We start from the raw sequence: 17,301 nt of genomic DNA on the forward strand, positions 1-17,301 counted from the left end.
GGTCGTGCCGTGCGCTCCACCACCCCCGTCGTCCTGTTCACCGCCGCCGTGCTGGCCGCCGGATCGCTCACCGGCTGCGGCAGCGGTTCCGGGGCCGACCGGAACACCGTCAAGGTCGCCTTCATCAAGGACACCAACAACCGGGTGAAGGTCCGGGACGACTATGTGGCCCTGGTGGCGCGGCAGTTCGAGAAGGCCAACCCGGGCAAGAAGGTCAAGCTGATCCCGGTCCAGGCGTCGGAGAACGACTACTACACCAAGATCCAGCAGATGATGCGCTCCCCGAAGACCGCACCCGACCTGGTCTACGAGGACACCTTCCTGATCAGCTCCGACATCAGGGCGGGGCTGCTGCGCCCGCTGGACCCGTATCTGAAGTCCTGGGACGACTGGCGGCAGTTCGAGCCGTCCGCGAAGGCCGCGGCCCGCGGGCAGGACGGGAGGACGTACGGCGTCCCGGACGGCACGGACACCCGCGGGCTGTGGTTCAACCGGACGGTCTTCGCCAAGGCCGGCCTGCCCGCCGACTGGCACCCGCGCACCTGGGACGAGGTCCTGGACGCGGCCCGCACGGTCAAGCGGAAGGTGCCCGGGGTGATCCCGCTGAACGTCTTCACCGGCAAGGGCGCGGGCGAGGCCGCGGTGATGCAGGGCTTCGAGATGCTGCTCTACGGCACCGGCCCCGACCAGCTCTACGACCCGACCGCGAAGAAGTGGGTCACCGGCACCCGAGGCTTCAAGGACAGCCTCCGCTTCCTGGACACCGTCTACCGGGAGAAGCTGGGCCCGGAGGTCTCGGACGCGCTCAGCCCCAACATCCAGACCAATGTGGCCGCCGAGCTGCTGCCCGAGCAGAAGCTCGCCATCGACCTCGACGGCTCCTGGCTCGGCCAGCAGTGGCAGAAGACCGGCGGCGCCCCCTGGCCGCAGTGGGCCCGGACGCTGGGCCAGGCGCCGTTCCCGACGCAGGCCGGCGCCCCGCCCGGCCGGGTCAGCCTGGCCGGCGGCTGGACCTGGTCGATCCCCGCCCGGGCACCGCAGCCGGCGCTCGGCTGGAAGCTGATCGAGACCTTCCAGTCGAAGGCCAACGCGCGGGAGTGGTGCACCCGGGGCGCCCAGCTCGCCGTCCGCAAGGACGTCGCGGCCGATCCGCGGTATCTGACATCCGTGCCCGGGATCGGCTTCTTCACGCAGCTGGTGGCGGTGAGCCGGTACCGGCCGGCGCTGCCGGAGTACCGCCAGGTCGCCGCCGCGATCGGCGAGGCGACGGAGGCGGTCACCGCCGGTGACGCCACGCCGGAGCAGGCCGCCGCCCGCTACGACGACACGGTGCGCTCCCTGACGGGCGGCGCCGTCGTCGCCAAGCCGTGACCCGCCGGCTGCTGCGCTGGTCGCCGCTGGCGCCGGCCACCGTCCTGCTGGTGCTCTTCCTGGCCGGCCCGGTCGGATACTGCGGCTACCTCGCCGTCACCGACACCCAGCTCACCGGCCAGGAGTCGGCGTCCTTCGTCGGCCTGGCCAACTTCCGGCACGCGCTGGCCGATCCGGAGTTCCGCAACGCGGTGCTGCTGACCCTGGTGTTCACCGTGGTCTCGGCGCTCCTGGGGCAGAACACGCTGGGGCTGGCGCTGGCCGGGCTGCTGCGGCGCGCGTCGCGACCCGTGCGGACGGTGACCGGCGCGGTGGTGATCACCGCGTGGGTGCTCCCGGAGATCGTGGCCGGCTTTTTGCTGTACACCTTCTTCGAGCGGCGCGGCACCCTCAACGCCGTGCTGGCCTGGCTCCATCTGCCCACCCAGGACTGGCTGTTCACGCTGCCGATCCTGGCGGTGTCGTTCGCCAACGTCTGGCGCGGCACGGCGTTCTCGATGCTGGTCTACTCGGCGGCGCTGGCCGAGATCCCGCAGGAGGTCACCGAGTCGGCGGAGGTGGACGGCGCGGGCGGGCTGCGGCGGCTGTGGCACATCACCCTGCCGATGATCCGCCGCTCCATCGGCACCAACCTGATGCTCAACACCCTCCAGACGCTCTCGGTGTTCGGGCTGATCTGGGCGCTCACCCGGGGCGGCCCCGGCAACCGGAGCCAGACGCTGCCGGTGTTCATGTACGACCAGGCGTTCGTGAAGTCGCTGATCGGGTACGGCACCGCGGTGGCGCTGCTGCTGCTCGTGGTGGGCGCGCTGTTCTCGGCGGTGTATCTGCGACTGCTGCGGGAGGAGGTCTGATGCGGGGCGGGCGACGGCGCCGGGAGCGGTGGCCGCTCGCGCGGCGGGCGGTCCGGCGCCGGGCGTCCGCCGACGCCGCGCTGCTGGTGGTCGCGGTGGCGTTCGCGGTGCCGCTGGCATGGCTGGTGCTGGCGTCGCTGGACGAGCGGGCCACGCTCCGGGTGCGGCTGCCCGCCGCCCCCACGCTGCACAACTTCACGGCGGTGCTCACCGACGAGATCACCTTCACGCCGATGCTCAACAGCCTGCTGATCTGCGGCGGGGCGACACTGCTCACGGTGGGCTGCGCGGCGCTGGCCGCCTATCCGCTGTCCCGCTTCCGGTCCCGCTTCGCCCGGCCGTACCTGCTCACCGTGCTGTTCTCGGCGTGCCTGCCGGTCACCGCGATCATGGTGCCGGTCTATGCGCTGTTCGTCCGGGTGGATCTGATCGACACCCGGTACGGCACCGCGCTGTTCCTGGCCGCCGCCCAACTTCCGTTCGCGGTCTGGCTGATGAAGAACTTCATGGACGGGGTGCCGGCGGCGCTGGAGGAGGCGGCGTGGACCGACGGCGCGTCCTGGTTCCAGACCCTGCTGCGGATCATCCTGCCGCTGATGGGGCCCGGCCTCTCGGTCGTCGCGGTCTACACCTTCATCATGATGTGGGGGAATTTCTTCGTCCCGTTCATGTTGCTGCTCTCACCGGAGCAACTCCCGGCGTCGGTCAGCATTTTCACTTTCTTCGGGAATTACGGCGCGATCGCCTTCGGGGAACTCGCCGCATTCTCCGTCCTGTACTCGACACCAGTGATCCTGCTGTACATCCTTATCTCAAAACGGCTGGGCGGCGGCTTCACCCTGGGCGGCGCCGTGAAGGGCTGACCCGTCACCACGAAGCCGCTGGCCAGCAGCATGATCGGCGAGAATTGCCGGGAAACGACCGAAAGTCGGCGCAGACGCGGCGGACACTCCGTAGCTTCCTCCAACCGGCAAACTTGGACATCCACACGATAGGAGTCCGGCCACCCCGTCACTTACCGTGTGCCGGTGAACACGCACGATGGGGATGCAGTCAGGCCCCCTTTCAACGCCGCCGCCGCCCGCCGGCTGCGCGAGGCCCTCGGCATGACCCACGCGCATGTCGCCTACGGAATCTGGGCCGCCTATGGAATTCGACTGGAACCGACGACGGTGGCCTCCTGGGAATTGGGCGAGGGCGCCCCCACCGAGGCCGAGCTGACCGCGCTGGCCGGCGCCCTGTGGTGCGCCCCCGCCGAACTCCTCGGCGCTCCCCGCACGCTCCGCGAATTCCGGCTGTCGCTCGGTCTCGCGCCGGCCGACCTGGCGCTGCGGATCGGCATGGACCAGGCGGCGTACGAACGGCTGGAGGCCGACGGGCGGTGGACCGGCACCGACCGGCAGGCCGCGACGCTGGCCGCCGAACTCAGGCTGCCGCTGCCCGCACTGATCCGCTTCACCGGCCAGCAGGCCCGGCTCGTGGAGCTGCTGACCAGCGCCGCCACCACCCGCTGGCAGGGGTACGTCCGCCCGGTCGGCAAGCTCGCGCCACTGCCCAAGGAACGGCTCCAGCAGGCCCTCCAGGAACTGCACGAGGAGTACCACGCCCGGATGACCGCCTCGCTCAGCTGGACCGGTGGGGACGCCGCCGGCGAGGCCGGGCGGGCGGGCCGGGAGTTCCTCGACGACATCGCGGCGGAGTTCTGGCGGCGGGTCGGCGAGTCGGCGCTCTGACGCCCACCGGCACGGCCCGGACACGTCCGCGTCGGTCTGCGGGCGGACGGCCGTCCGTCCTGAGGAGGACGCCGGCGCAGGCTGTGGCACTTCCGGCCGGTGCGGCTTTCGGTCCTTCCGGCCGAAGAATGGGCTGACCTGCGGCATCGAAGATGGGGACAGCGCTTTGCGAGGTCAGTGGTGCTGGCTGCGCACTGTTCGCGCCGTCCGTCCCGTCGCCCCCAGGAGTTGTGGTGCCGCACACCGCCGTCCCCCGTCCGGAATTCCCCGCCCACGCCACCCAGGCGTCCCCCGCCACCACGGCCGTCGCCGCCCGGGCCGCGGGGCTGAGCAAGGTCTACGGCCAGGGCGAGACCCGGGTGGTCGCCCTGGACTCCGTCGACGTGGAGTTCGAGCGGGCCCGGTTCACCGCCATCATGGGGCCGTCCGGATCGGGCAAGTCCACGCTGATGCACTGCATGGCCGGGCTGGATGCGATATCCACCGGTTCGGCGCGAATCGGCGACGTGGAGCTGGCCTCGCTGAACGACAAGCAGCTGACCCGGCTCCGCCGCGACAAGATCGGCTTCATCTTCCAGGCGTTCAACCTGCTGCCCACGCTCACCGCGCTGGAGAACATCACGCTGCCGATGGACATCGCCGGCCGCCGCCCCGACCGGGAGTGGGTGAGCCGGGTCGTGGAGACCGTCGGCCTGTCGGGGCGGCTCGGGCACCGGCCGTCGCAACTGTCCGGCGGCCAGCAGCAGCGGGTCGCGGTGGCGCGGGCGCTGGCCGCCCAGCCGGAGATCATCTTCGCGGACGAGCCGACCGGCAACCTCGACTCCCGCTCCGGCGCCGAGGTGCTGGGCTTCCTGCGGGAGTCGGTGCAGGCGATGGGCCAGACGGTGGTGATGGTCACCCACGACCCGGTCGCCGCCGGCTACGCGGACCGGGTGATCTTCCTGGCCGACGGCCACATCGTGGACGAGCTGCGCGGGCCGACCGCGGACACCGTCCTGGACCGGATGCGCATGTTCGACGCCAAGGGCCGTACGAGCTGAGAGCCGTACGCGCCTCCCGCCCGATCCTCGGGCCCTCCCCGCCCCCGGCCGGTGCCAGACCCCAGGCCGGACCCGGCGGACCTCCAGGACCCAGCCCACCTCCAGGACTGAACACCACCACCATGCTCCGTACAGCTCTGCGCAACATCGTCGCGCACAAGGCCCGCCTGATGATGACCGCGCTCGCGGTCGTCCTCGGTACCGCGTTCGTCTCCGGCACGCTGATCTTCGGCGACACCGTCGGCGCGGCGTACCGCAACGCCATGTCCAAGAACCTCAAGGACGTCGCCGTCTCCGTGCAGTCGACGTCCCCCCGCACCGCCGACGGCGACGGCGAGGAGCCGGCGGACGGCCGGCGCGACAGCGCCCTGACCGACCCGCTCGCGGACCGGATCCGCACGCTGCCGGGCGTGGCGTCCGTACGCCCGTCCCTGTCCGGCGACACCATCGTGGTCGGCAAGGACAACCAGCCGCTCGGCCGTGAGTGGGGCAACCGCGGCGTCAACTACGTCCCGGACCGGGACGGCAAGGACAGCCGCTACCCGCTGAAGGAGGGCCGCGCACCGGCCTCCGCCGGCGAGCTCGCGCTGGACGCCAAGTCCGCGCAGCGCGGCGGCTACGCGCTCGGCGACACCGTGCGTTTCGCGACCAACGGCCCGGCGCTGACCAAGAAGCTGGTCGGCATCGTGGGCACGGACGACCCGCAGGTGACGTCGGGGTCCAGCCTCGCGCTCTTCGACACCGGCACCGCGCAGAAGCTGTTTCTGCACCCGGGCCAGTACGACGAGCTGGTGGTCACCGCCAAGCCCGGCACCGACAACCAGGCACTGACCGAGCAGGTCCGCACACTGCTGCCCAAGGACCGCGCCGTCGCCACCAGCGGCACCGAACTCGCCTCCCAGGAGGCCAGGTTCATCACCGAGAGCACCGGCTCGCTGACGAAGATGCTGCTGACCTTCGCGGGCATCGCGCTGTTCGTCGGTGTCTTCATCATCGCCAACACCTTCACCATGCTCATCGCCCAGCGCAGCCGCGAGATCGCGCTGATGCGCGCGGTCGGCGCCTCCCGTCGTCAGGTGGTGCGCTCGGTGCTGGCCGAGGCGGGCCTGCTGGGGCTGGCCTCCTCGGCCGTCGGCTTCGCGCTCGGCCTGGGAATCGCGGTCGGCCTGCGTCCGCTGCTGAACGCCACCGGCGCCGGCTTCCCCGACGGCCCGTTGATCATCAGCCCGTCCGCGGTGCTCACCGCCCTCGGCGTCGGGGTGCTGGTGACCGTGCTGGCCGCCTGGCTGCCGTCCCGCAAGGCGGCCAGGATCGCTCCGATCGAGGCGCTGAACACCGTCGAGGCGCCGCCGGCCCAGCGCGGCCTGGTCCTCCGCAACACCCTGGGCGCGGTGGTCACCGCCCTCGGAGTGACGGCCATGCTGTACGTCTCCACGCAGAAGGACAGCGACGCGCTGACCGTGGCTATGGCGGGCGGCGTCCTCACCCTGACCGGCGTGATCATCCTGGCCCCGCTGCTGTCGCGTCCGCTGGTGGCGCTGGCCGGCAAGGTCACCACCCGGCTCTTCGGCGTCACCGGCAAGCTGGCCAAGGAGAACGCGCTGCGCAACCCGCGCCGCACCGCCGCCACCGCCTCGGCGCTGATGATCGGTCTCGCACTGATCACCGGCATGACGGTGGGCGGGAACTCCGTCCAGCGCGCCACGGACGAGATGGTCGCCAAGGACCTGAAGGCCGACTACCAGGTCACCTCCTCCCACTTCGACGGGATCGACCCCCGGCTCTCGAAGAAGGCGGCGCGGGTGCCGGGCGTCGAGGCCGTCGCCTCGCTGCGGCAGGTCGCCGTCAGGACGACGGGCGGCGGGTTCCTCTCCCTCACCGGCACCGACCTGGCCCAGCTGCCCAAGGTGACCGACGTCCGGTTCGACAGCGGTTCCTACGACGCCGTACGGGGCAACGGGATCGCGGTGTCCCGCACCAAGGCCGAGGAGTTGGGCTGGAAGCTCGGCGACACCGTCGAAGCGGAGTTCTTCAGCGGCAAGGCCAAGAAGCAGAAGCTGACGATCACCGGCATCTACCAGGACAACAGGATCGTCCGCGACGCGCTGGGCGCGGCATCCCTGGTCGACCCGCACAAGAAGCCGTTCAAGGACGACGAGGTGCTGGTCAAGGCCGCCGACGGCGCCTCCGCCGGTCTGGGCAAGGAGATCCGCGACGCCCTCGGCAACAGCCCGCTGCTGAAGGTCCAGGACCGCGACGCGCTGCGCAACCAGGACGCCGGCGCCATCAACACCATGCTGAACATGATGTACGGGCTGCTCGGCATGGCCGTGGTCATCGCGGTCCTGGGCGTCGTCAACACCCTGGCGATGTCGGTCTTCGAGCGGACCCGCGAGATCGGCATGCTCCGCGCCATCGGGCTGCCCCGCACCGGCATCAAGCAGATGGTCCGTCTGGAGTCGGTGGTCATCTCCCTGTTCGGCGCGGTGCTCGGCATCGGCGTGGGTGTCTTCCTCGCCTGGGCCGGCGGCAGCATGACCGCCAAGTCCCTCCCGACGTACGAAATGGTCCTGCCCTGGGGCCGGTTGGCGCTCTTCTTCGGGATCGCCCTGGTGGTCGGCGTCCTGGCGGCCGCCTGGCCCGCCCGCCGCGCCGCCCGCCTGAACCCGCTGGAGTCCATCGGCGCGCAGTAGTCCCGTACGCCGACCGCCTTCACCCCCCGGTCCCCGCTCCTCAACCGAGGTGCGGGGACCGGGCGTTGCGCCGGATCCCTTGACACCCCACGCACTGTCATGGACATTCCATTAGGCCCCAGTTGGTCCAGGCCAGCACAGGCACACGCACTCCGGCGCAGGTCGGCCCAGGCACGCCCGGACCAGCCCGGGCCACCCCCCACAGGTCCTGGAGGAATCGTGGACAGCCCCGGACTCGGAACCGCTTCCCGAGCACGCTCTCGTTCGTCCCTCACCGCCCTGGCCCTCGCCGCCTCGGCCCTCATCGCCCTGGTGGCGGTGGCCCCGGCCGCCCCCGCCACCGCCACCACCCACCCGGCCGCGGCCCGTACCGCTCCGCCGCCCTCCCCCACCGCCCCGCACACCGGCGTCGTCATCGGGGCACGCACCCCGGCCCGCACCCCGGGGCGCGAGCACGCCGCCCGTACGTTCCTGGCCGGGCGCCGCGCCGTATCCGGCCCGGCGTGGACGCACCACCCCCGACTCCCCGGCGTTCGGCCGACCGCCGCGGCGCCCCGGGCGGGCCAGGTCACCCACAACTGGTGGGGCGTCTTCCCCCAGCCCGGTACGCATGACGGCATCATGGCCACCCACACCGTCGACCCGTCCTACACGGTCACCGACGCCGACAACGTCACCTACGCGCCCACCACCAAGGCCCAGAACTCGTGCATGGAGGTGGTGACCGCGTACACCAACACCGGCAACGAGATCTGGGCCTGGGACTGGTGCGGGACGGTCGGCCCGGCCAGGACCGTCCCCATCGACGACGCCTTCCTGAAGAACTACACCCCCGGCAACGGCGGGCCGGCCGCGTACAGCGTGCAGATGGTGCGGGACGACAACGCCGCCAACCGCTGGTCGGCCTACCTCTACAACTACCGCACCGCCGCCTGGGACCTGCTGTTCCGGCAGTCGGGCACGGACCAGAGCGGGCTGGACCACGGCTGGGACATGTTCGAGATCTACGCGAGCGTCGACCCGGCCACGGGAGAGGGGTACTACTGCACGGAGGCGCAGCGCACCAGCTTCGACAGCAGCGCCGTGCGGCTGCGCAGGAACGGTGCCTGGAAGCCGGCGGGCCCGTCCGACTCGCCGTGGACCGACACCGCCCCCGATCCGAACGCGTTCCTGTGCCCGCCGCTGAAGTTCATCCAGGCGGGCGCCGACGACCACTGGACCGTCCACCAGTAGCCGGAGAACGGGCAACCCAAGGAAAACGGGCGGCGCACCTCAACGGTGCGCCGCCCGTGCCGAGTTGACTCCGGCGTCGGTCAGAAGACCGACTCGGCCTCGTCCATGCGGTCCGCCGGGACCCGCTTGAGCTCGGTGATCGCCTCGGCCAGCGGGGTCATGACGATCTCCGTGCCGCGCAGCGCGGTCATCTTCCCGAAGTCGCCGCGGTGCGCGGCCTCGACCGCGTGCCAGCCGAAGCGGGTGGCCAGCACCCGGTCGTAGGCGGTGGGGGTGCCGCCGCGCTGGACGTGGCCGAGGATGACCGGGCGGGCCTCCTTGCCCAGGCGCTTCTCCAGTTCGTGGGCGAGGGCGGTGCCGATGCCGGAGAACCGCTCGTGGCCGAACTGGTCGATGGCGCCCTTCTTGTAGTCCATGGTGCCGGCGAGCGGGTGGGCGCCCTCGGCGACGCAGACCACCGCGAACTTCTTGCCCCGGGCGAACCGCTCCTCGACCATCTTCACCAGGTCGTTGACGTCGAACTCGCGCTCCGGCAGGCAGATGCCGTGGGCGCCGCCGGCCATCCCGGACTCCAGCGCGATCCAGCCCGCGTGCCGGCCCATGACCTCCACGACCATGACCCGCTGGTGCGATTCGGCGGTGGTCTTCAGGCGGTCGATCGCCTCGGTGGCCACGCCGACAGCGGTGTCGAAGCCGAAGGTGCGGTCGGTGGAGGAGATGTCGTTGTCGATCGTCTTGGGGACGCCGACCACCGGCATGCCGGCGTCGGCGAGCATCCGGGCGGCGGTGAGCGTGCCCTCGCCGCCGATCGGGATCAGGACGTCTATCCCGTACTCGCGGGAGAAGTCCTTGGCGCTCTCGCACGCCTCGCGCAGCCGGGCGCGCTCCAGGCGGGCGGAGCCGAGGATGGTGCCGCCGCGGGCGAGGATGCCGCTGACCGCGTCCAGGTCGAGCTTGCGGAAGCGGCCGTCGAGCAGGCCCTTGAAGCCGTCCTCGAAACCGATGACCTCGTCTCCGTGGCCGGTGAGGGCGCGGTGGACGACGGACCGGATCACAGCATTCAGGCCGGGACAGTCGCCGCCCGCGGTGAGGACTCCGATACGCATCGTGCTGTGTCTCCTGTGCTCGCTGTCGGTTCGTGTGAGCCGGTCCGATTGTTTCACGGGCCCGTCGGTGCAACCCCGACCCCGGCCGCATGAGGGGACCACCCCCACTGTCCCCGCCCCGACCCCCACAGGGAAACTGGGAGAGCGACTTAGCCATCCGCGCAGGTATTGTCAAGAGGGGCAAGCCCAGAATAATGGCTCATTTCGACCTTGTGAGCAGGGAAAACTCGCGAGCAGGTGCCTCGCGGCCATCGAATGGACGGAGACCACGCGTGACCCGCAGCGTGTACGTGACCGGTATCGACCGCGGCGACGGACGCCAGGTCGTCGAGCTGGGAGTCATGGAGCTCCTGACCCGCCACGTCGACCGGGTGGGAGTGTTCCGCCCGCTGGTCCACGAAGGCCCCGACCGCCTGTACGAGCTGCTGCGGGCCCGCTACCGCCTCGCCCAGCCCGCCGACTCCGTCTACGGCATCAGCTACGAGGAGGCCGCCGCCCTCCAGGCCGAGCGCGGCACCGACGAGCTGGTCTCCCGGCTCGTGGACCGCTTCCACCAGGTGGCCCGGGAGTACGAGTACGTCCTCGTGCTGGGCTCGGACTACGCCGGCACCAGCCTGCCGGACGAGCTGGCGCTCAACGCCCGGCTGGCCAACGAGTTCGGTGCCGCGGTGATACCCGTCGTCGGCGGCCAGGGCCAGGAGGCCGAGTCGGTGCGCGCCGAGGCCCGCAACGCCTACCGCGCCTACACCACGCTGGGCTGCGACGTCGTCGCGCTGGTCGTCAACCGCGTCGCGCCCGAGCAGCGCACCGCGATCGTCGAGCGGCTCGCCGCCCGACTGCCGGTGCCCTGCTACGCGCTCCCCGAGGACGGCTCGCTCTCCGCACCGACCGTAGGCCAGATCGTGCAGGCGCTGGGCGCCGAGATCCTGCTCGGCGACGACTCCGGGCTCGCCCGGGACGCCCGGGACTTCGTCTTCGGCGGCGCGATGCTGCCGACCTTCCTCCAGGCGCTCACCCCCGGCTGCCTCGTGGTGACGCCCGGGGACCGCGCGGATCTGGTCATCGGCTCGCTCGCCGCGCACAGCGCCGGCGCCCCGTCGATCGCCGGCGTGCTCCTCACCCTGCACGAGCGCCCCGGCCCGGACATCATGGCGCTGGCCGCCCGCCTGGCGCCCGGCACCCCGGTCGTCTCGGTCCCCGGCGGGTCCTTCCCGACCGCCGCCGAGCTGTTCGCCATCGAGGGCAAGCTGAACGCCGCCTCGCCGCGCAAGGCGGAGACCGCGCTCGGCCTGTTCGAGCGGCACGTGGACACCGCGGAGCTGACCGACCGGATCTCGGTGGCCCGCTCCGGCCGGGTCACGCCGATGATGTTCGAGCACGAGCTGATCGAGCGGTCCCGTGCCGGCCGCCGCCGGGTCGTCCTCCCCGAGGGCACCGAGGAGCGGGTGCTGCGCGCCGCCGACGTGCTGCTGCGCCGCGACGTGTGCGACCTGACGCTGCTGGGCGAGGAGGAGGCGATCCGCAAGCGCGCCGCCGACCTGGCCATCGACCTGGCGGACGCCCGGATCATCGACCCGCAGACCTCCGCGCTGCGCGAGCGGTTCGCCGAGCTGTACGCCACGCTCCGCTCCCACAAGGGCGTCAGCTACGAGCTGGCCTACGACGTGGTCGCGGACGTCTCCTACTTCGGCACCCTGATGGTGCAGGAGGGCCTGGCCGACGGCATGGTCTCCGGCGCGGTGCACTCCACCGCCGCCACCATCCGCCCCGCCTTCGAGATCATCAAGACCAAGCCGGGCGCCCAGATCGTCTCGTCGGTCTTCTTCATGTGCCTGGCCGACCGGGTGCTGGTCTACGGCGACTGCGCGGTCAACCCGGACCCGAACGCCGAGCAGCTGGCCGACATCGCCATCCAGTCCGCCACCACCGCCGCGCGGTTCGGCGTCGAGCCGCGGATCGCGATGCTGTCGTACTCCACCGGCACCTCCGGCTCCGGCGCCGACGTGGACAAGGTGCGCAAGGCCACCGAGCTGGTCCGCGAGCGGCGCCCGGACCTGCTGGTCGAGGGCCCGATCCAGTACGACGCGGCGGTGGACGCGGCGGTCGCGCGGACCAAGCTCCCGGACTCCGAGGTGGCCGGCAAGGCCACCGTGCTGATCTTCCCGGACCTCAACACCGGCAACAACACCTACAAGGCCGTCCAGCGCTCCGCCGGCGCGGTCGCGGTCGGCCCGGTCCTGCAGGGCCTGCGCAAGCCGGTCAACGACCTCTCCCGCGGTGCCCTCGTCCAGGACATCGTCAACACCGTCGCCATCACCGCGATCCAGGCCCAGGGCGCCGAGCCCGGCGCCGGCCACACCGCCTGACCTCCTCCCCCCCCACCGGAAAGCCCCTTCATGACTGCCAAAGCCACCCGCGTCCTCGTCCTCAACTCCGGCTCCTCGTCGCTGAAGTACCAGCTGCTCGACATGGGCGACGCCCGGTCGGAGCGCGGCTCCGGCGCGGCCCGGCTCGCCGTCGGCCTGGTCGAGCGGATCGGTGAGGCGACCTCGCGCCTGGCCCACACCCCGCTGGCCGCCGGCGGCGCCACCCGCGAGACCACCGGCCCGATAGCCGACCACCAGGCCGCACTGAAGGCGGTCGCGGACGAACTGGCCGCCGACGGCCTCGGCCTGGACTCCCCGGAGCTGGCCGCGATCGGGCACCGGGTGGTGCACGGCGGGCTGAAGTTCACCGCACCGACCGTCATCGACGAGGCGGTGCTCAAGGAGATCGAGCGGCTGGTGCCGGTGGCCCCGCTGCACAACCCGGCCAACATCACCGGGATCCGCACCGCCCAGGCGCTGCGCCCCGACCTCCCGCAGGTCGCGGTCTTCGACACCGCCTTCCACACCACGATGCCGGAGCACGCGGCCCGCTACGCCATCGACGTGGCGACCGCCGACGCGCACCGCATCCGCCGCTACGGCTTCCACGGCACCTCGCACGCCTACGTCTCCCGCCGCACCGCGGAGCTGCTCGGCAAGGCGCCGGAGGACATCAACGTGATCGTGCTGCACCTGGGCAACGGCGCCTCCGCGTCCGCGGTCCGGGGCGGCCGGTGCGTGGACACCTCCATGGGCCTGACCCCGCTGGAGGGCCTGGTCATGGGCACCCGCTCCGGTGACATCGACCCGGCGGTGACCTTCCACCTCAAGCGGGTGGCCGGGATGTCCGCGGACGAGATCGACGAGCTGCTCAACAAGAAGAGCGGCCTGCTCGGGCTGTGCGGCGACAACGACATGCGGGAGATCCGCCGCCGGATCGACAGCGGCGACGAGCGCGCCGCGCTCGCCTTCGACATCTACATCCACCGGCTGAAGAAGTACATCGGCGCCTACACCGCGGTGCTCGGCAAGGTCGACGCGGTGGCCTTCACCGCGGGCGTCGGCGAGAACGCCGCCCCGGTCCGGGCCGCCGCCGTCGCGGGCCTGGAGGAGCTGGGCATGGCGGTGGACGCCGCGCTCAACGCCGTACGGTCCGACGAGCCGCGGCTGATCTCGCCCGACTACGCCCGGGTCGCGGTCGCCGTGGTCCCCACCGACGAGGAACTGGAGATCGCCCAGCAGACATACGCCCTGGTCACCGCCTAGTCCGGCGCTGGCCCGCGGATCCCCCAGCGGGACCCGCTCGCTCCGCTCGCATCGCCTCGCGTCGGCTAAAGGGCCTTTGAAGCAGAGCGAAATATTCCGCTCCGAAACAAACCGATAGGATCGAGACATGCGCCGTTCCAAAATCGTCTGCACCCTGGGCCCCGCCGTCGACTCCTACGAGAAGCTGAAGACGCTGATCGAGGCCGGTATGAACGTGGCCCGCTTCAACATGAGCCACGGGACCCACTCGGAGCACGAGGAGCGGTACCACCGCCTCCGCAAGGCCGCCGAGGAGACCGGCCGCGCCGTGGGCGTGCTGGCCGACCTCCAGGGCCCCAAGATCCGCCTGGAGACCTTCGCCGACGGCCCGGTCGAGCTGGTGCGCGGCGACGAGTTCGTCATCACCACCGAGGACGTGCCCGGCGACAAGCACATCTGCGGCACCACCTACAAGGGCCTGCCCGGCGACGTCTCCAAGGGCGACCCGGTCCTGATCAACGACGGCAACGTCGCCCTCCAGGTCGTCGAGATCGACGGCCCGCGGGTGCGCACCATCGTCATCGAGGGCGGGGTCATCTCCGACCACAAGGGCATCAACCTGCCCGGCGCCGCGGTCAATGTCCCGGCGCTGTCCGAGAAGGACATCGAGGACCTGAAGTTCGCCCTGCACATGGGCTGCGACATGGTCGCGCTGTCCTTCGTGCGGGACGCCAAGGACGTCCAGGACGTGCACCGCGTCATGGACGAGGTGGGCCGCCGGGTCCCGGTCATCGCCAAGGTCGAGAAGCCGCAGGCGGTCGCCAACATGCAGGAGGTCGTGATGGCCTTCGACGCGGTGATGGTGGCCCGTGGCGACCTGGCGGTGGAGTACCCGCTGGAGAAGGTCCCGATGGTGCAGAAGCGGCTGGTCGAGATGTGCCGCCGGAACGCCAAGCCGGTGATCGTCGCGACCCAGATGATGGAGTCGATGATCACCAACTCCCGGCCCACCCGCGCCGAGGCGTCCGACGTCGCCAACGCCATCCTCGACGGCGCGGACGCGGTGATGCTCTCCGCGGAGTCCTCGGTCGGCCAGTACCCGATCGAGACCGTCAAGACGATGTCGAAGATCGTCGAGGCGGCCGAGGAGGAGCTGCTGTCCAAGGGCCTCCAGCCGCTGGTGCCCGGCAAGAAGCCGCGCACGCAGGGCGGTGCGGTGGCCCGCGCGGCCTGCGAGATGGCCGACTTCCTGGACGGCAAGGCGCTGGTCGCCTTCACCAAGTCCGGTGACACCGCCCGCCGGCTGTCCCGTTATCGCGCCGCCCAGCCGATCCTGGCCTTCACCACCGACCTCGCCACCCGCAACCAGCTCACCCTGAGCTGGGGCGTGGACAGCTTCGTCGTCCCGCACGTCGACAACACCGACGCGATGGTCGACCTGGTGGACGCCGAGCTGCTCAAGCTCAAGCGCTACAGCGAGGGCGACACCATGATCATCACCGCCGGTTCGCCCCCCGGCGTCCCCGGCACCACCAACATGGTCCGGGTGCACCACCTCGGCGGCGAGCGCGCCTGACGCGCCGTCCCCGGACGCACGAACGGCGGTGGGCCGCCCCCTGGTTCAAGGGGGCGGCCCACCGCCGTTCGTGCGGCTCCCGGAAAGGTCGTACCGGATCCGGCCGGGCCGGTCAGTCCTCGATGGACACCCGCATGCCCGGGACGTGGAGGTTGCCTCCGAACTGGCCCGCCTGGTCCAGCTTCACCTTGCTGAAGTAGGCGAACGGGACGTTGAGCGGCGGCGGGTGCTCCGGGTCGAAGACGATCGGGATCAGCCCGAAGAGGTTGCCCTGCAGCCGCTCGGTGTACAGCGTCACCTTGCCGCCGCGGATGGTGGACGTGGAACCCGGGGTCGACCGCACGTGGTAGTGCTTGCCGGACGCCGGGTCGTCGACGATCTGGTGCAGATCGCCGATGTCGATGCTGTCCGCGGTGAACTTCAGGGCCTGCTTGGTGTGGCCGTCCTGGGTCATGACGTTGACCACCCCCGCGTAGTCCAGGCCGCGCAGGGTCAGCCCGCTGGACTCCAGGTGCCAGGGCAGGTTCGGCAGGGTGTCGGGCGTCTGCTCGTCCGTGCCCTTCTGCTTGTTCTCGACGACGCAGGGGAACGCCGGCTTGCCGCTGGAGTCCTTGCCGTCGAGCCCACCGCCGGGCAGGGCGTTGTCGACCGTGCCGACGGCGCCGTGCACGGTGTCGTTGACCGCCTTCGAGGGGTTCTTCAGCGCGTCGCCCACCGGCTTGGTGACCTCGTCCAGGCCGGGACCGGAGTCCGACGACGAGCCCCCGGCCGACGGGGTCGGCGACGGCGACTTCGTGGCGGACGCGGACGGCGAGGGGCTCGGCGAGGCGGACGGCTCCGCGGTCTTCTTGTGCACGCCGAAGAGGTCGCCGAGCGCGTCGCCGATCCCGCCCAGCAGCCCGCCGTCGTCCTTCTTCTCCGGGGAGGCGGAGGGCGACGGGGTCGCGGAGGCGGACGGCGCGACCGGCTTGGTGCTCCCCGCGTCCTCGCCGGCCGACGGCGACGGCGAGGCGCTGGGCTTCGCGGACGGCGTGCCGTCCTTGGCGGTGTCCCCGGCGGTGTCCTTGCCGCCGCCCTTCGCCGCGTCCTTGGTGTCCTTGGCGCCGTCCTTGGCCTTGGCGTCCTTACCGGACGTGTCCGGGGCGGTGACGCAGGGGCCGTTCCTGAAGGGGCTCTCCGGCGGCGCCGGCTTGGCTATCGCCATCTGGGGCGTCAGCCCCATGCCCATGAGGACGGCGGACGGCATCGCCGCGATGGCGATCGCCTTGCCCGCGGGCACATGCAGGCGGCTCAGCAGCGGCTTTCGGGGCGCCGCGTGCTTCGGCCCGCCCCCCACGCCTGGACGACGCGGGGGGACTCCCCTCGCCCCGGCGGCTGCGCCCTCCTCGTGCAGCTCGTCACCCGGCACGGTGCCTCCCGTTCCTTCCATTGGTCGGGCTCGTTCCTGACAGGTCGTCCAGTCCGTTGCCCAACCCGGGGCCACCGGCCGCCGGCGCGGGGTTGGTGGCGATCACCGGCCCGACGACGCGGTCCGGTTCGCCGGGCCCCTCCTCGCTCCGCGCGGGCCCGCCCGGCGCCCAGGAGACGCCCAGCGCGCCGCCGATCAGCCCCATCAGGAAGCCGACCACGAGGCCGCCGAAGTTCGAGACGACCAGGGAGACCAGGGCCAGCAGGATCGCCGCGACGCCCGCGAAGACCCGCGAGGCCGGCTGGAACCACATGGTCAGGCCGAGCACCACCAGCAGCACGCCGATGATCAGCGAGCCGGCGCCGGCGGTGGTCGCCATGCGGACGGTGAGCGACCCGATGGTGAGGTTCGCGTAGGGGAGATACATGATCGGGACGCCGGCCAGGATGGTCAGCAGTCCGCCCCAGAACGGGCGTTGTCCGCGCCACTCCCGGAACGCCTGCCGCTTCCCGCCTCGGGTCTCGTTCGGCTCAGGTCGCTGTTCCGCGCTCATGCGCCAGCCTCCTTGCGGTCGGCGGGCCCACATCCGCGCCGCGCGTACGTGTCGTTGACTCTCCCCCAGCCTCCGGCCGGGGAGGAGACCCCCGTGCTCCAGTCACTCATGTCGTCCGGCTCC

13 protein-coding genes are annotated in these 17,301 nt (G+C 71.6%); 10 read left to right on the forward strand and 3 right to left on the reverse strand.

What is annotated here, in order from left to right; genetic code table 11:
- Positions 1-9: 9 nt before the first annotated feature.
- The 7 genes from SNOUR_RS13760 (at position 10) to SNOUR_RS13790 (ending at position 8,924) form a co-directional block, all read left to right on the forward strand.
- On the forward strand, positions 10-1,371 hold the full coding sequence (locus SNOUR_RS13760) for an extracellular solute-binding protein (protein WP_067346831.1): 1,362 nt from the start codon (positions 10-12) through the stop codon (positions 1,369-1,371).
- Positions 1,368-2,225, forward strand: a complete 858-nt coding sequence (locus SNOUR_RS13765) for a carbohydrate ABC transporter permease (protein ID WP_067346833.1) — start codon at positions 1,368-1,370, stop codon at positions 2,223-2,225. Before SNOUR_RS13760 ends, SNOUR_RS13765 begins: the two co-directional genes overlap by 4 nt.
- Positions 2,225-3,088: a carbohydrate ABC transporter permease gene (locus SNOUR_RS13770; protein ID WP_067346835.1), complete on the forward strand. Its 864-nt coding sequence runs from the start codon at positions 2,225-2,227 to the stop codon at positions 3,086-3,088. The genes SNOUR_RS13765 and SNOUR_RS13770 overlap by 1 nt, the downstream gene beginning before the upstream one ends.
- 159 nt (positions 3,089-3,247) lie before the next feature.
- Positions 3,248-3,958, forward strand: a complete 711-nt coding sequence (locus SNOUR_RS13775; RefSeq protein ID WP_067346836.1) for a helix-turn-helix domain-containing protein — start codon at positions 3,248-3,250, stop codon at positions 3,956-3,958.
- Between the two features lie 233 nt (positions 3,959-4,191).
- Positions 4,192-4,998: an ABC transporter ATP-binding protein gene (locus SNOUR_RS13780; RefSeq protein WP_067358278.1), complete on the forward strand. Its 807-nt coding sequence runs from the start codon at positions 4,192-4,194 to the stop codon at positions 4,996-4,998.
- Positions 4,999-5,120: 122 nt separating this feature from the next.
- Positions 5,121-7,691, forward strand: coding sequence for an ABC transporter permease (locus tag SNOUR_RS13785; RefSeq protein WP_067346838.1), 2,571 nt, complete (start codon positions 5,121-5,123; stop codon positions 7,689-7,691).
- Between the two features lie 219 nt (positions 7,692-7,910).
- Complete coding sequence (locus tag SNOUR_RS13790; protein ID WP_067346840.1) at positions 7,911-8,924, forward strand: carbohydrate-binding protein; 1,014 nt, start codon at positions 7,911-7,913, stop codon at positions 8,922-8,924.
- Between the two features lie 80 nt (positions 8,925-9,004).
- Here the strand turns inward: SNOUR_RS13790 and SNOUR_RS13795 are convergent, their stop codons facing one another.
- Complete coding sequence (locus SNOUR_RS13795; protein WP_067346842.1) at positions 9,005-10,030, reverse strand: ATP-dependent 6-phosphofructokinase; 1,026 nt, start codon at positions 10,028-10,030, stop codon at positions 9,005-9,007.
- Positions 10,031-10,302: 272 nt separating this feature from the next.
- On the opposite strand from SNOUR_RS13795, the gene pta reads away from it, so the two are divergent.
- From pta to pyk, 3 genes are all read left to right on the forward strand, one after another.
- Positions 10,303-12,396 (forward strand): phosphate acetyltransferase, encoded by a 2,094-nt coding sequence (pta, locus tag SNOUR_RS13800; protein ID WP_067346844.1) that lies wholly within the window; start codon positions 10,303-10,305, stop codon positions 12,394-12,396.
- Between the two features lie 30 nt (positions 12,397-12,426).
- Positions 12,427-13,662, forward strand: a complete 1,236-nt coding sequence (locus SNOUR_RS13805; RefSeq protein ID WP_067346846.1) for an acetate kinase — start codon at positions 12,427-12,429, stop codon at positions 13,660-13,662.
- A gap of 127 nt (positions 13,663-13,789) precedes the next feature.
- Positions 13,790-15,217, forward strand: a complete 1,428-nt coding sequence (gene pyk / locus SNOUR_RS13810; RefSeq protein WP_039632685.1) for a pyruvate kinase — start codon at positions 13,790-13,792, stop codon at positions 15,215-15,217.
- A 112-nt stretch (positions 15,218-15,329) separates the two neighbouring features.
- Here the strand turns inward: pyk and SNOUR_RS13815 are convergent, their stop codons facing one another.
- Both SNOUR_RS13815 and SNOUR_RS13820 read right to left on the reverse strand, forming a co-directional pair.
- Positions 15,330-16,625, reverse strand: a complete 1,296-nt coding sequence (locus tag SNOUR_RS13815) for a hypothetical protein (protein ID WP_067346849.1) — start codon at positions 16,623-16,625, stop codon at positions 15,330-15,332.
- The gene (locus SNOUR_RS13820; RefSeq protein ID WP_067346851.1) at positions 16,615-17,178 is read right to left on the reverse strand and encodes a DUF6114 domain-containing protein; all 564 of its coding nucleotides are present in this window, start codon (positions 17,176-17,178) and stop codon (positions 16,615-16,617) included. Before SNOUR_RS13820 ends, SNOUR_RS13815 begins: the two co-directional genes overlap by 11 nt.
- Between the last annotated feature and the right edge of the window lie 123 nt (positions 17,179-17,301).

Origin of the sequence: Streptomyces noursei ATCC 11455, from assembly GCF_001704275.1 — a bacterium.
In the GTDB taxonomy this organism is placed as follows: domain Bacteria; phylum Actinomycetota; class Actinomycetes; order Streptomycetales; family Streptomycetaceae; genus Streptomyces; species Streptomyces noursei.

Bases quoted from the DNA above. Each gene is read 5' to 3' on its own strand.
- SNOUR_RS13770 (WP_067346835.1), top strand. From the start codon at position 2,225: ATGCGGGGCGGGCGACGGCGCCGGGAGCGGTGGCCGCTCGCGCGGCGG.
- SNOUR_RS13785 (WP_067346838.1), top strand. From the start codon at position 5,121: ATGCTCCGTACAGCTCTGCGCAACATCGTCGCGCACAAGGCCCGCCTG.
- SNOUR_RS13795 (WP_067346842.1), bottom strand. From the start codon at position 10,030: ATGCGTATCGGAGTCCTCACCGCGGGCGGCGACTGTCCCGGCCTGAAT.
- SNOUR_RS13805 (WP_067346846.1), top strand. From the start codon at position 12,427: ATGACTGCCAAAGCCACCCGCGTCCTCGTCCTCAACTCCGGCTCCTCG.
- pyk (WP_039632685.1), top strand. From the start codon at position 13,790: ATGCGCCGTTCCAAAATCGTCTGCACCCTGGGCCCCGCCGTCGACTCC.
- SNOUR_RS13820 (WP_067346851.1), bottom strand. From the start codon at position 17,178: ATGAGCGCGGAACAGCGACCTGAGCCGAACGAGACCCGAGGCGGGAAG.